This is a genomic window from Desulfofundulus sp. JL263-se, assembly GCF_056316025.1.
Window position 1 is genome coordinate 526,561 of record NZ_CM149993.1, and the last position, 14,273, is coordinate 540,833.

Consider the following 14,273-nt stretch of genomic DNA (forward strand, 5'->3'; position numbering starts at 1 on the left):
ACCTTTAGATGTTTATCTTGGGACGTTTTCTAATCTTACACGGAATTAAAAGGCCCCTGACTTCGCACGGCCCCAGTGAATCGTGTACCAGTTTGGGAGAAAGGTATCTCCACCACTTTCCTAGCGGAAACTCAAACTGCCTCACCCTGTTATCCAAGGCCCTGAGAGGAAGCATTTCGTACTCACCATAGTCAAAAGCAACGAACAAATTCGTAAAATCTCTCGGAACACCGAATAAATAGTCAATCAACCTGTACCCGTTATAGGATTCATTCCATGAAGTTGCGTCATCCATGGGATATGTTTCGTCCTGAGCGGTTGCTACGTCGTCCCATACAAGCTCGACGTCGGTAGTTTCTGGTGAATCTTCGACAAATGCACGGCGTGCTTTCTTTTCTTTTTCCGGCACACCTACGTCATAAGACTTACCTATCCAGTATGCCACTATTGGTGTCCCAAAGTCGTCAGTGCCAGAATACTGCTCATTAACATACCCTTCCGTTGATCCACCGGAGTAGAATTTCAAGCTCGTACCGTCATCAAACAGTTGAAAACAGGAAGCGTTTATACCTCTCCAGGGCCAGAATTTCCCGTTCGTAGCACCGCCCACTGGCGGGTCATAAATCAAAACAAGGTTGTTATAACTGGACGTACCCTCCGGAAGCGCAAACCACACCAGCCCATCCCAAACACTGACGGCTGCTTTATGCAGGTTTTCTTTGTTAATATTCTTCCAGAGTTTGGGTATACGTTCTTCCGTTAAGTTAGTCGCCCTCAGCCCGTTAAAGACCATTATTCCCTCATCGGAAACGAAGTACAAATACGTACCGTACACCGTAGCAGCGAGAGGGCCTACGCAACCAACTCGAGAATCTATTTCTTCGAGCTTAAAGTCGTCCAGGCTGGTACCACTTAAAACGTGTATTGATCTCCTTTTGAAAATCACTAGCCCACCAAGAAACCTTTTTAAGTTGGTAATCTTATCGCCGTCGCCTTTCTTGATGTCCCAATAATTAACTTCGGGCCACGATTCCGGATCAAAGCTATCAGACCATCTAAGCGTTGACGGCGTACTGGCAGGTACTACGAACAGTTTTTCTTTGTGTAGTATTGGGAACTGCCCATCCGTTGGCGCGTTTTGAAGGCTTGATACTGTTGCCCCATCCCACTTCCATGGGGAATCAACACCATTAAACGCTACCATGTAATTAACACAAGTCTCAAACAAAACGGGCCTTGACGTATCAAGGCCCGTTTTTAAGTCAACAGTTGTTTGATTGACAAAGTCCCAATAACTAACTGTTCCGCCGTGTGCAATTACCAGCTTTCTGTCTCCGTCGTTGTAATACGCATACAACCCGTGAACGGTGCCATTCAACGGGCTAAGGTTCAGCCTAGACTGCCCAGGGCGTTTCTTGAGCCTGCCGACGGTCCGGCTAATGAAATTTTGGCAATCCTTAGCTGCGTTGTCAGGCAAGAGATTGTCATCCACGGCGTCAACCATGCCTTCCGAAAAATCACGAATATGCAGTTCAGGCAACGCATATCAGCCCTCCTACTCCTGAGAGCCTATCAAAGACGCAATCCTCGCTCTCTTGATGTACTTTCTCATGTGAGGCTCCATCATCCAAATGCGGTCAACAGCCATTTGACTCTTACCAAGGAGGTACTCATTATAAGCGTCATTCTTATCATTCAACTCTTCTTCCTGTTGCTGAGACTTGGCAACAGCATAGAGAACAACCAAATTGTGGTATTGGGACGGTAACCCGCTGTGGCTCTCTAAATCGTCGGCCAGATTGGATACGTGTTGGAGTTTCTGATAATAATCCACCCTTACCGATGCGCCAGTGTCATTAGGGTCCGTAGTTTGTAAATCAATCACGTTTACGGTCAATTTCCACCCTTCAGAAACATTATCCGAGAGGGGGAGCCTACGCAGTTCCCTCATCGTCCCGCCGGTGGGAGTAAAGTACACCTTCAGAAACTCATGTGCCTTAGACAAGTCAGCGTCTCCCGATATATCTATACTGGCCTTACCGTCTGCGTCAGTACTAACAGCAATACCTTCTTTTTTCTTCAAAATCTTAGCAACAGGCGTTAAGTCGTCCAGGGCTGCATTTATATACTTGATCCACGTTGGGTCATCATAAACCTCCTGTGCTTGTGTCTGCGCCATCGCAATTACGTCCGCAACATTCATTTAACACACCCCCTACCACCAGTCATCTTCCTTAATAAACCGCCTTCTAGGATTGCGCATTATATCAAATGTCATCCACTGATCACGCAAGCTGTAATATATGTCCATCCATTTCTTAGCAGACGAATCATTTACGTCCTGCAAATACCGCCAAGTGGCATAAGCCACCAAAATATTGTCTACATCGGGAAGGGAAGGAGTATCATCATCATCAGCCATTTCCTGTGGGCGCTTTATGTACCCAAATACCAAGTACCCTGATTCATTCGGGGTGGGAATCAGCGTGTACGTATTACCGTCCTTCTGCATATACCTAACTGGAGTACCTTCGGTTTCGGTAGGAGGAACAATGTCATCCATTACTGCAAGAATATTCCTTCCACCTGAAAGCGTTTCCCAAGCTATTTCCTTGACTATCAAGCAGTCAGAGGGCAGTGAGAAGTCGGCCACCCTTCCCGGGTGCGCTACTTTGCTGTTAGAAATCTGCGCAGAGAGCATTGCAAGCTCAACCTGCGCTTCGTTGAGGTATCGCTTCGCCGATATATAATCGAAGTCGTCGTTAAAGTCACAATTATACCTTACAGCTGTAATCATTTCGGCTAACGTCATTATCCAGACCCTCCGTAACCAGAAACCACATTACCGGCAAAGCGCAGGTCGTCGGCCATGCCCATAGCAATACCAGCTATCCTCGCACGCCACCGGCGCTCGCGCCTGCGTTCTTCTTCTTCCAGGTCGCGCAGAATATCGGAAGCAGTACGGTTTTCCAGGCTGGCTGCACGCAAGCGTCTCAGCAACCTGGCGTCTAACCTATCAGCAGCCATGACGAATGTGCTACCCTTGGCTCGCAGGTCGTGGACCTCAAACCTCTTATACTTGCGGTTATAATAAACACGCAGTGCCGGGTCATACTCCCTAACCCTGCGCGATATATCGTAGACATCGTTTTCAACCGGAATTAGACGCATCACTTAGTCACCAACCTCCTAGAACATTTTTAATTTGCTGTTGATAATAAGAAAGAGGGGCCAACCTAGTGTCGGCCCCTCTGCAATTAGGCTTCCGTAATGTCTTTGAGTACAGCATGTGCACGGCGCTTGTCGGTACCGAACTCAACGTACCAGTAGTAGAACGCCTCATAAGCGTCCTTACCACTGACGCGGTGCAGTACGGCACCGTCTTCCTCAGCCCAGGACGGGTCGTTCATCTGGTAGAACTTCAGATGACGCTCGTCCAGGTAGTAGATCAGGTTGCCAGGGCAATCCGGGTCCACTACCAGAGGCTTGCCGTTGAAGTCTAGCGCCTTCCAGCCGCCCTCCAGCTCCAAGGTGTTGGAGAACCGCTTCAGTGAGGTGAGCAGATTGAGGTAAGCCCTGCGGATACCGTAATCGCAAATCATTAGAGTAACCCTACCGTCGTTGTCTTCCACGGCGTCGAAGGCAGTCTGCATTAACACCTCACTGAGAGCGCGGTTGGTACCGCCGTTATCCAGCACAGTGGCCCTCCAGAAGCGATTGGCCGCCAGACTGGAATCAATGCCCTGGAGTATACCGGTGTTGTTGACAATGGCCTCCAGGCCATGAAGTTCTCTATCGTAGGCACCGGAACGTACAACAATATCAGTGTCCGCAGTTTGCACATCAGCACCGTCAATAGTAATGGTCATTGGGTTGGAATCGGGGTCTATTGCGGTAACCTTACGCCCGGTAGCCAGTGCAGTACCGTCAGCCTGGTAGATGTCAATTATCATGTCAACATCCAGGTAGTCCAGCGAATCCACAGGGATAGTCGTACCGGCAGCTGCCATGCTTCCGCACTTCGCCAGCCTGCCCAAACCGTTCCCGTAGAGAGCACGGTTAATGTCCTTGCGGAAGTCATTGGCCATCCCCTGAATTTCAGCGTCCAGTGCACGCACGAAGGAGCCCTTGTTGCTCCGGGACGCCGCCAGCAGGGGACCGGAAACCTCGATACGGCCATAGTGGAACCGCACTGGGAATTTTGCTACGGCGTACCCCTGCGCACCGGCAGCAGGCAGGGTTTCGTTTTCGCCACGTGCGCCTATTCCGACATTTCTTTTGGTGTGCAAAGGCACATAAATTTCCTTACCTTCCACGCTTTCTTCGTCGCGCTCTATACGCTGAAGCAGAATGTTTGCCTGTCTCAACTGCTCCACAATCGCGGGAGCGTAGTCTTCTTTGAGGACTGCGTCATACGCAGAAAGATTAGCAGCCATTATAAATTCCCTCCTTTACTCTCCCTCACGCCTCCCCAAAAGACGCTGCAACGCGGAGCGTTTGGCTTCCAGGAATGTCCTGGGTGGATGTCCACCGGTACCTGGAATACCACCGCCACCGCCTGTTGCAGGCATCCTGGGAGTTTGGGTAGTTTTCTTCTGATTCAGGTATTCTTGAATTGCTTGCTGTTTCAACTTCTCGATGTCAATAGCGTCATGGCGAAGCTGCTTATATACCCTCTCCAGATCCATTATGCCGCTGTTGTATGCTTCCAGCAGGACTTGTTCCTCGTCAAACGGCAGTATCTTATCATTGCCGTACTTCTCCTTGAGACGCTTGATTTCAGCGGCAAGTGCTTCGTCGGCTTCCCTCTGTAGCCGACGTGCTTCATCTTCCTGGAACTTGCTCTGTATGCCCTGAAGCTGTCTCTCAATCCTTTCCAGCCGTGCCAGGTATTCGTCGGTGGTCTCGCCCTGCATTTGCGTAGGCAATTCTCCACCCTGATTGACGAACTCCAGCAACCGCTGGGCGACTTCAGGGTGCTGGTTCAAGTAGTCATACAAAGCGGCAGCGTTTTGTAATTCCTTCTCGCGCTGAGCCAGCTCGTTTAGCTTGGTGTAGTAATACTTCTCCAAGTTGGGCCTGGTGTCACGCCAGCGTTTTATTTCGGTTAAGGTGTACTTCTTCCCATCAATCTCGTATACAGGCTCCCCTGTTTCAGGGGGTACCTGCTGTTGCTGGCCTTCATCATTCCCAGTGTCTTGCTGGGACAAGGATACCTGCTGGTCGCCCTCGGCGGTCTGTTGTTCTTCGCCGGTAGGCATTTGCTTCAGCTCATCACCCATAAATCAAACCTCCCTTAAAAATTGAAAACGCCCCTCCAGCATGGGTAGGGCGTTTACTTGACTTTCTCTATGCTGTTAACCTTTATCCCTATGGATAATCTACCGTCTGTAGACTTTGACATTCGCTCGACTTCGCCGGTGACCTTCAACGTAACCGTGTTACCAACAGTAACTCCCGGCAAATCAAAACCCCTCAGCGATAATTCACCTTCTGGCTGTTCTTCGTCGTCTTCGTACAACACCTTCTTGATCAAGTCTGGAACTTCTTCAAACGTATCTATTTTCTTCTGAATCTTTTTGATGGAAACTATCCCAACCTAACCACCTCCCTCTTTCAGCTTGATACCAAACCTTTTGGCCGCCTCGCGTATGGTAGCTTCTATTTTCTCCAGCTCTTCTTTGGTGTAAAACTTTCGATTCCGGCGCATGTGAATATACGACCATGCCGCGCGGACGTGCTCCGGCGTATCAATCGGGTATTTTTTGTTCGTACTATCAGCAAACTTCACGTTGCCATACTTCTTCACAGCACGCTTTTCATCAGCTTCAGATACATCTTTCCTGTCATGTATCTCAGCCACCCATCTCACCTCCCTCAGCCGGTGGCGTGGTACCTGTCATATCAGGCGTGGCTTCCGGTACCGCTCCAGGGGCAGGTTGCGGTGTGGGAATGCCCGGCACCGGCGGCGCGGTAGGAGGTGCCATAAACTGCTTGTGCATTTCCACGTGCTGAGCAAATATAGCCTTGATTTGCGACGGCAACTTTTCGTACTTTTCGGTCTTGCGGAACTTGTTGTGTTCCCTGATATGAAGCTCGTGCACGTGGAAGTCCTCAACCGGAGGCAGTTCGCCGGCAGTCATCAAGTCGTTTTCCCGGTTTGCCTGGTCAATGTCCAGGTCGGCATCGTGGTACAGGTCTTCCAGGTTGCCGAACTCCATGAGTTTGAGCAGAACGGCAGGGTCGGTAATCACACGCGCGTTCCACAAGTCAAGCAACATCTGCTGCTTGGCTATAACCGACTTGGGTAGGGAGGAACCGCTTTCAACATGAACGTCGGCATCCTCCGGTATATCCCTGCCATAGAACTGTACTACCTTGGTACTGCGGTCGGGGCCAACAATCCGCATCGTCCTCGGCTCGACGTAATATTTTCTTGCCAGGCGGAGAATGTACGTCGCCGTCATAGCAATTGCGTCCTCGTAGGAGTGCGCCGTTACATTTAAACGAGTTTCGTCCTGTTCTTGAATGTAGGCGATAGCCACGCCAGACCGCACGTTCGACGGGATTGCCCCCCTGGTAGCTTCATGTATCCCGCTTATCTCAATCATTTCTTCCTTGGCCCTGTCAAGCTCCCTGATCACATAAGCCGGTATTGGCGACGGCGTCCAGAATTCTGGCTTGCCGTAAGACGGGTTATACTCCACCACTTCGCCAGGTCTGGAAGTAGGCGTAATAAATAAAGACCCCTTCGGGGTCAATACCTTCGGAAATGCTGTAAGGTTTTTCGCTTCAATCAACTGACTTCTTAATTTGTTGTATTCCACGTTCACGGGAACCAGCTGCGTAACAACGCTGTCCGCGTAAATCCTACCGGGCACCGGAATGTGCTGAATAATTGCTATCGGTAAAGGAATATTGGCGTCAGCGTATGGATTGTCTCCAGCGTAAAGGATGGTATCCGAGGCATAGACAACATACCTGCCGTTTCTATAGCGCTTGTTGGGGCGCTCCCAATACTCACGAACTACACAGACATTCTTACCCTCAACCTTCTTGCTTCCAAGTATCCGGTTATCCAGGTAGGTAAGTACACTCACCGGCTCTGGGGAAACACGCACACCATGAGTATCTTCAACATCCGATATTTCCATCACACGCTCGCGGAAAAACCAGCGCAGGCTGTTCACGTTCTTTGCCAGCGGGTCCAGGTAAATCTCAAAAGGCCCCGCAGAATCCACCGCTACTTCACCGATATTGAAGTCTGTTTCGATTACATAACTACCATCGTCGGTAACTACGGGAATGGGATTTCCTTCATCGTCGGTTATCGGGTTACCGAATTCATCCCTTTGAACAGCGTACTCGACTACCCTGTCACCGGCGTCTGCGTCCCAGTAAGGAAGCAGATAACCGTTTCCGGTGAGAAGCGCCCACAAGAGCGCCTCTTTTGTAGTGTTGTCCAGCTTAATCTTTCTCCAGATGTGGTCAAGAATAGCGTTCTTGACACGTGCCTCGTCACGGTCATCAAAGTCACTGGAATTAGACACGACCTGGCACACCGGCCGTTGCTTGGTGAGCTTCGCCAGCTCGGTACGTACCGCCGGCTGAACCTGGTTAACTACGATAGCTACTTTATGTGGAGGCATGGTAGACTTGGCATTGACTATCTGCCCGGTAGTTTTATTGACGAAAATCCACTGCTCGCCGAGATAAAAAGCAATATTTACAAGCCACTGCTTTTCGTAAGGGCGACGCGCTTCTTTAGCCCATTCATACTTCTTTTTAAGCTCGGTCAGCAGTGAGATTCTTTCCAGCATTGGACCTAGCGAAACCAGCTGCGGCATAGAACCACCTACTTCCGCTTCAATCTCCTCTCGATAGCCTTTCTTTTCCTACTTACCCTCTCCGGCAGTTTATCAACGTCTTTTTTAGTCTTATTTAGCCACCTGCGGGCAGTCCCTTTTGGAATTTTTCCTTGTTCTTCAGCCCAAAATAACCAGCGGAGCTGGGCTTTACTTCTTACGGGCAACGATACCGCCCCCTAACTGCCAACCAGCCTCTCCGCAAATTCTTCAATACCCATAACATCTTTCTCTGCCTTCTGCTGTTCAGCGTAAGCCTTGGACTGTACCAGCTCTGGCAGATCGCGTGCCATCAGCCTGTCGAGCAGCGAATCCACTACTTTCTGGTAGGTTTCGTGCATTGTGAGAAAGTGTTTGTTCCACTCCCTCTCACGCCAAAGCAGCAATGCAATGACTGCCACAACTATGAAAATATTTGCTCCTACACAAACGTACTCGAACAACAGTGTCACTCCCCCTTGTTTCTATGTACCTTCATGTGGTTGAAAAGCGCTCCCTCGTTCGCGCAGACCTTTCCGCACTCGGGGCAGACACATTTGGGAGCCTTTGGCGGAAACTTCTTGTTATAGCACTTCGCTATCATCTCTGCGCATCTACGACAGATTATGTCCAGCAGGTTAACGCCGGGTATGTTGACATCTATGTAACCGTCTGCTGGCGGCCTGCCGCAAATAACGCAGGAGTTAAGAGAACTGCCATTCTTAAATTCCATCATTCTTACCACCTTTCGGTAACTCGAAATTTGCCCAAATCACTTCCGTCCTGCCGGTCCGCTTCTCTCCACCCTCTTTTCTCCTTGCCCATGCAACCGTATTAAATTCAACCCTATCCCAGTCGGCATACAACCGGTTGTATAGAGGACAATCATAACCGCTTACCAATGCCTTTCCTTTAATGTTGTGGAGAAGCGATGCCAGTTCCTCATGCCCATCATCGGTCATTTCCAGCATGTAAACATTCCTGTTTCCATTTCTGCTTTCCATAGCATAAGGAGGGTCAATGTAGAACAGTGTATCCGGCCCGTCATACCGCTTTATTACGTCAGTAGCCGGTAAGCACTCAATCTGCACGCGGCGGAACCTTTCCACTATAGCGTGCAGGTTATCTATTCCCGTATAAAACTCGTTGACTGCCTTAGCCTTCCCGCCGGAAGTAACCGTTTTAGAGCATCTCCAATTGCCGGGCGTAAGTGTCTGTATCGCGGAGTAACCCATCCGCTGTTTGACGTAAGTCCTCCTGGCCTGCTCCAATGGATCATCGCTTGGTTCCAGACACCGCACAAACTCCGCCCTGGCATATGGCGTCAAACGAAGAAGCGCCAGGAGTTCATCCCGGCGCTCTCGTAACACTCTAAAGAAATTTACTATTTCACTGTTACCGGACCAAAAAGCCCTACCGTGCCTCCTAACAAGCATTGTATGGAAAGGATGAACTTCTAAACAATATACCTTTCCTTTATATGGAACTAACTTAATATCCTTAAACTTACAAAATGACGTTCTCCGATTACCACGATAAACTACATAAACATCCCTTCGCGTAGTACATGACCTTCCATTCACCACCGTCGTCCTTCCAACACCGCTAGAATACCTGTGTACTGTAGCAGGAAAACCTGCCTTCAACAACAACTCTTGTATATCATCCGCCAGCTGCGGCGACGTAGTAGTATAAACATCTGCAACGCTAACGGTATTCTTACCTACAAAACGTCTTGTACACCCATCTCCCTCCAAATAACTACCCAAAAACACCATAATAAGCTCCGGACTTAGCACTTTGACAAAATCAGGGACTTTTTTATTATAACTGGAATAATCACCAGACAAATAACATATATCAGCTAAATGCAGTGCTATCTGATTATCAAAAATAACAAACCCAGATACACATTCCCGATAATTAAGTTGCATCTCCTCAAGTAGTTCACGAATATGTTTTCGACCATTATCTTTCAATTGTGAAATTACTACTGTATTGATGTGTCCATGTGGACCTTTACGCAAACTACCCTCACTCAAAAACCACCCAACAAACGCCAACCACTGTCTAATATCAAAAATTCTTCGTGGTTTCGTGCGAATACTTCCTTGTACATACCTAACTTCAGGAACAGTATACTCATCCAAATCTATACCACGCCAAACAAAATCACGTCTTAATCTAAACCCGCTAGTACATTTTTTCCCTCCGCCCTTGTATGTCTTATTCCCAACGTGGTTACACAAATCAGATATTTTCTCCAACTGCCACTTATCACGTTTCCAATGTGGCCGCTGAACCAACAATTTGTGCTCAGGCGTAATAGCAAAGCTAACTGCCTTATCGTAAAAATACAAATAACCATCATAATCGTAAGAAAACACATTCGTAATAGGAAAATAATCAGCGACTCCTGTATCCGGATCAATACTTAAAACTCGCTCACTACCACTCAAATCACTAAAGAATAACCATCCACGGTCAGTAAGGACTTCCGTTTCAGCATCAAAACAGTTCAGGTCGTTGTACACTTCAATCGGAGACGGTGGTTTATTAAGTAACACGTTAGCCGCTCCACCGAACGGCTCCACATAGCAGCGGTGTTCGGGCATTAAAGAAACGATTTTCTTTGCCAGGTAATACTTCCCACCGTAATAAGGAAAGGGTGCACGCACAAACACCACCCCACACCAAAAGAAAAACCGCACTGACTCCAGTGCGGTTTTCAACTAGCGCGGCCCGTTAGTTTAAGATTGAATGATATGGTTCTACTATAATAATATTGCTCCGTATTTATCGGCCAGCATCGAATCCAATATAGTGCGTTTTTCATCTGTCATAAGACAACGCAAATATACATCAATAATTGGTGACCTTGCTACCCCATCTTCTGACCACTTGACTGATGTAACTACTGTAATTTCATCAAAGGCACAATTAAGAGTAGCAAGGATATTCATATGAATATCCTTAGAATCTACTGAAGGATTTTCTATTGCATAGGAACGTTTTTCTGACGAACCAACAGCATAAAAAACACTTACATAAGCCTCTTGATCAACAGAATCAGTATTTACAAGTTTAACCTTAGCAGATGTTCCAAATGCGCCCAATTTATGCAGGTGCCATATTAAAACATATTTGTTATTAGTATCATCGTACCGTGCTAATTCTACAGGGCCAATCGTACCAACGCTTTCGAAAGCCGTATAAACACTAAATGCGTTTCCATAATATGACGTAACAACATTACCATCTAATGCAATTTCAAATCTAGGATATGCTGAATGCAATGTTTGGAGTCTTGCAAAATGTAATACTCCATATCCTGTTATATCGAGAATAGTTTCACTTGTTCCTGCAGCTATAGCACTACCACTAACATCCCAATTTCCGTTTATACCATAGCTGACATGTGTGAATGCTTGGGCTACATTCGCCCCAAGTCCTGCCTTTGATAACGCTGTACTGCCTTTTAGTTCAACAGGTGCAGGGTTAGTTAACCCGTCAATCCAATCTGCTACTTTTTTCCAGTAATCACGTAGCGTCCCAAGAGTTATAGTAGCCAAAAACTACACCCCCTTAGAGATTCTCAGTTGCATTAGCAATCACGTTGGCAGTTATATGTGACGATTCCTTATACGTACCGTCACTAAATACACGGAAATGTTTCTCACTATTAATAGTTAACTTTACCTCCGATATGGTCGGTGTCTCACCAGATGAATTAGCCTGCAACAAAACACGGTACTTGACACTATACTTATCTAAATCAGTACCAGAGGCGGGCATACTCTCAATCGCTGTACCGCTTACTTCATCCAGCCAATCACTCCAGGAATTACTATTAAAGACCGATGTTTGTACAGTAACAACGGTGTCAACCGGTTGACTTGCTATTATCCACTCAATCAAACTGGAATTAAACCTACCAACACTGGAAAGAGCAACTGCATCTGCTTCAAAGATTGCAATTCCTTCATAAGATGTCATTGCAAACATTGCACCGAAAAGGTAGTCAATTAAGACCTCGCCGTTGTCAGTTACATCATCCCATGCTGTTGTATTATCCAGTGCGTATGTTTCATCCTGAGCAGTTGTCGTGTCGTCCCACCCGGGCCACTGCTCGATTTGCAGCACACCACCACTAACTTCGGTATAATGGTGAGCTCCCGCAAAGACCGTGTCGTCCTTAATGTACGGAATCCCATCACTCGGATGTTCTATGTCAATGCTATCTTCCTTTTCGTTATACCTGGCCCTCCAGTTGCCTAGTGCTATCTCACCACCTATTGAGTGAGGCAGTAGCTTCCTCCAACCCATCTAAACCACCTCCATCAACACCCCCTTCTAACGACGCAACAAGTATCTGAATGAGCAACTATCGCTGGCAATCGAATAGTGTAGTTCCTTACCACTCAAAAACTCCTCAAAAACTTCGCTAGTCTTCACATAAATAATGTTTTCTCCTGCCGTCGAATCGGCATCAATCGCCAATCGAAGCTCGGCAGGGCCGTCGTTTATAATACTGACGTGGTTGAATCCATCCGTAGAAATCACCCTGTCCGTGGTATCAGCATCGGTTTTTCTACCAGCGGTTACAATGGCAGTACCTCGAAGCACGGAATCCACAACGCCACTATCATTAAATTTCTTAAAGAAATTGTATATAAAGTCGTTCAAACCCACTTTCACATACCCCCTACATGAGCTCGCCTAAAAAATCATGGCGCGGCCGCTTTTTCTCAAGCAAACCGCGCCATATACGTTCTTCACGGGATAAATGTCTCTTTTCCTGTTCAGACTCTTTGCGCTTGACCTTCGGGATTTCCTCCCATACCTTAACTGCTATTGCCAGTGCTATTACACGGTCATCGTAGTTATCGCCTTCGGCTCCTATAATGCGCCCGGAAGCGTCCTTGACAAATGTCAAGCACTCCTGAATTGTCTCCCTACCGTTTATTTGAATCGTCTTTTCACGAATTTTTTCATTTAAAGCGTCTATCATCAAGGGCCTGGTTTTAGAGTTTGTCTGCCAGCCCAGCTTCTCCGTGTACTCACCAGTGACCGTATCATATTCCCTACGCCGGTAGACGTAAGGATAACCCTCACGTACTACAGAATTAATTGTCGTCAGGCCGTGGTTGTTGGATTCTATTGCCAGTAGAGCGTCGTTGTAGAGCTTACCGAGCTTACATAGCTCCTTCCCGAACAGGTCCGCGTCCAAGTGACCGTGCCACTCCGCTACCTGGTGTAGCGTATGAACATCTATAACCTGCCCGCAAGAGTAATCGCCTTTTTCAAGGCCCTCTGCCACGTCAGCACCGATACAATACAAATGTCCTTTCTTAGGCATTTCCCAAATTCGCAGGTAGCCGTCATCAAATGGTACCAGCTTGCCTTTTGAATCGAAATCAAACCGCGACGGCTCCTTAACATATTGAAGCATCTCATGCAGGGTAACTTTGTTAAATATAGTCCTGCTTGTGCTGACGAACGCTTCTTCAGGCTCAGCCGGGTACTCCTGGGCAAACTCCATTTCGTCCCCGGCAAAGTCATCGGCTATCTTGCACCGCCGCCAGAATAATTGCTCCGGAGTTACACCGTGCTTTTCCATTAACTTCAACTCATAGTCAGTAAGTGTCTTAAAGAAGTCTTCTGGCGTCGGGTACATATCTTTATCCAACGGCTTGCTGTAACGCTTCTCCCAAAACCAAGGGATGAATATGGCACGGTAACCACTCTTACCGTTCCAGGCGTCCCAAAAACGTGTATAAAACTCTCCTGTAATGCCCTGCGCAGTGGATTCTATAAACACCATCGTTCCTGGAATCTCCGGCACAGCCTGGAGAAGGCCGCGTAACAACGGCCCTGCTGTTCTCGGTGGCCAGAACGCCAGTTCGGAAATATGAAGGCCGTGCAGCGTCCAGGAACGACCAATGCTTCTGGACAGCGCGCTCTCAATCACCATTTGCGACCGGAGAGGGTTGCCGTCCAAGTAGTTAAGATAAATCTCCTTGCGGTTTGAATACCGAGTAGTAGGCTTCATCCACTTGGGCAGGAAGTCATAGTAGGTCTTGGATATGTCAAACAGGTGCTGGGTACTGTCGTCATCGTGAGAAACCACCATGGAAACGGCAAAGGGAGTCTGGTGCACAAGGTGGAAAAGACGGCCCTCAACATACGTACTTACCCCTTCCTGCCGTGCCTTTAAAATAATTACACGTACCGGTTTGTTGGCACGTACGTCTTCTTCAATAAGGCTGTCTATGTACTGCTGGGCTTTGTTGAGCTTGAACGGAATCAGCCTGAAATCAACCGACTTGATTTTCAGGTGGTTCTCAGCGAAATACCGGAATTTCTTTGCACGTTTTCGGGATATGGCTACCAGTTCTTCAGCTGAAATGTTCGCAGTGCCCACCATAA

16 protein-coding genes are annotated in these 14,273 nt (G+C 47.8%); all 16 read right to left on the minus strand.

From position 1 onward, the window contains the following. Window positions 1–4: 4 nt before the first annotated feature. The 16 genes from ACX4JR_RS02660 to ACX4JR_RS02735 all read right to left on the minus strand — a co-directional run bounded on the left by ACX4JR_RS02660 (window position 5) and on the right by ACX4JR_RS02735 (window position 14,271). Window positions 5–1,540 carry a hypothetical protein gene (locus ACX4JR_RS02660; protein WP_476059512.1) on the minus strand — a complete coding sequence of 512 codons (1,536 nt, stop codon included), beginning with the start codon at window positions 1,538–1,540 and terminating at the stop codon, window positions 5–7. A 15-nt stretch (window positions 1,541–1,555) separates the two neighbouring features. Then, complete coding sequence (locus tag ACX4JR_RS02665) at window positions 1,556–2,203, minus strand: phage adaptor protein (protein ID WP_476059513.1); 648 nt, start codon at window positions 2,201–2,203, stop codon at window positions 1,556–1,558. A gap of 12 nt (window positions 2,204–2,215) precedes the next feature. Then, window positions 2,216–2,812, minus strand: coding sequence for a phage adaptor protein (locus tag ACX4JR_RS02670; RefSeq protein WP_476059514.1), 597 nt, complete (start codon window positions 2,810–2,812; stop codon window positions 2,216–2,218). Continuing rightward, the gene (locus tag ACX4JR_RS02675; protein WP_476059515.1) at window positions 2,812–3,171 is read right to left on the minus strand and encodes a hypothetical protein; all 360 of its coding nucleotides are present in this window, start codon (window positions 3,169–3,171) and stop codon (window positions 2,812–2,814) included. The genes ACX4JR_RS02670 and ACX4JR_RS02675 overlap by 1 nt, the downstream gene beginning before the upstream one ends. 86 nt (window positions 3,172–3,257) lie before the next feature. Then, a complete protein-coding gene (locus ACX4JR_RS02680) occupies window positions 3,258–4,436 on the minus strand; it encodes a phage major capsid protein (protein ID WP_476059516.1) in 1,179 nt (392 codons plus the stop codon). Between the two features lie 15 nt (window positions 4,437–4,451). Beyond that, entirely contained in the window at window positions 4,452–5,282 is an 831-nt protein-coding gene (locus tag ACX4JR_RS02685; RefSeq protein ID WP_476059517.1) for a hypothetical protein, read from the minus strand. A 53-nt stretch (window positions 5,283–5,335) separates the two neighbouring features. Then, window positions 5,336–5,536 carry a hypothetical protein gene (locus ACX4JR_RS02690; protein ID WP_476059518.1) on the minus strand — a complete coding sequence of 67 codons (201 nt, stop codon included), beginning with the start codon at window positions 5,534–5,536 and terminating at the stop codon, window positions 5,336–5,338. A 63-nt stretch (window positions 5,537–5,599) separates the two neighbouring features. Next, the gene (locus tag ACX4JR_RS02695; RefSeq protein WP_476059519.1) at window positions 5,600–5,863 is read right to left on the minus strand and encodes a DUF6582 domain-containing protein; all 264 of its coding nucleotides are present in this window, start codon (window positions 5,861–5,863) and stop codon (window positions 5,600–5,602) included. Beyond that, window positions 5,856–7,820 (minus strand): portal protein, encoded by a 1,965-nt coding sequence (locus ACX4JR_RS02700; RefSeq protein WP_476059520.1) that lies wholly within the window; start codon window positions 7,818–7,820, stop codon window positions 5,856–5,858. The genes ACX4JR_RS02695 and ACX4JR_RS02700 overlap by 8 nt, the downstream gene beginning before the upstream one ends. Window positions 7,821–7,855: 35 nt before the next feature. Beyond that, window positions 7,856–8,032, minus strand: coding sequence for a hypothetical protein (locus ACX4JR_RS02705; protein ID WP_476059521.1), 177 nt, complete (start codon window positions 8,030–8,032; stop codon window positions 7,856–7,858). Window positions 8,033–8,044: 12 nt separating this feature from the next. After that, the gene (locus ACX4JR_RS02710; RefSeq protein WP_476059522.1) at window positions 8,045–8,317 is read right to left on the minus strand and encodes a hypothetical protein; all 273 of its coding nucleotides are present in this window, start codon (window positions 8,315–8,317) and stop codon (window positions 8,045–8,047) included. A 249-nt stretch (window positions 8,318–8,566) separates the two neighbouring features. Continuing rightward, window positions 8,567–10,522, minus strand: a complete 1,956-nt coding sequence (locus tag ACX4JR_RS02715; protein WP_476059523.1) for a DNA adenine methylase — start codon at window positions 10,520–10,522, stop codon at window positions 8,567–8,569. Window positions 10,523–10,618: 96 nt separating this feature from the next. Continuing rightward, the gene (locus ACX4JR_RS02720; RefSeq protein WP_476059524.1) at window positions 10,619–11,416 is read right to left on the minus strand and encodes a hypothetical protein; all 798 of its coding nucleotides are present in this window, start codon (window positions 11,414–11,416) and stop codon (window positions 10,619–10,621) included. Window positions 11,417–11,429: 13 nt separating this feature from the next. Next, window positions 11,430–12,170: a hypothetical protein gene (locus ACX4JR_RS02725; RefSeq protein ID WP_476059525.1), complete on the minus strand. Its 741-nt coding sequence runs from the start codon at window positions 12,168–12,170 to the stop codon at window positions 11,430–11,432. Window positions 12,171–12,197: 27 nt separating this feature from the next. Continuing rightward, on the minus strand, window positions 12,198–12,536 hold the full coding sequence (locus ACX4JR_RS02730) for a hypothetical protein (protein WP_476059526.1): 339 nt from the start codon (window positions 12,534–12,536) through the stop codon (window positions 12,198–12,200). A gap of 13 nt (window positions 12,537–12,549) precedes the next feature. Next, window positions 12,550–14,271 carry a terminase large subunit gene (locus ACX4JR_RS02735; protein ID WP_476059527.1) on the minus strand — a complete coding sequence of 574 codons (1,722 nt, stop codon included), beginning with the start codon at window positions 14,269–14,271 and terminating at the stop codon, window positions 12,550–12,552. Between the last annotated feature and the right edge of the window lie 2 nt (window positions 14,272–14,273).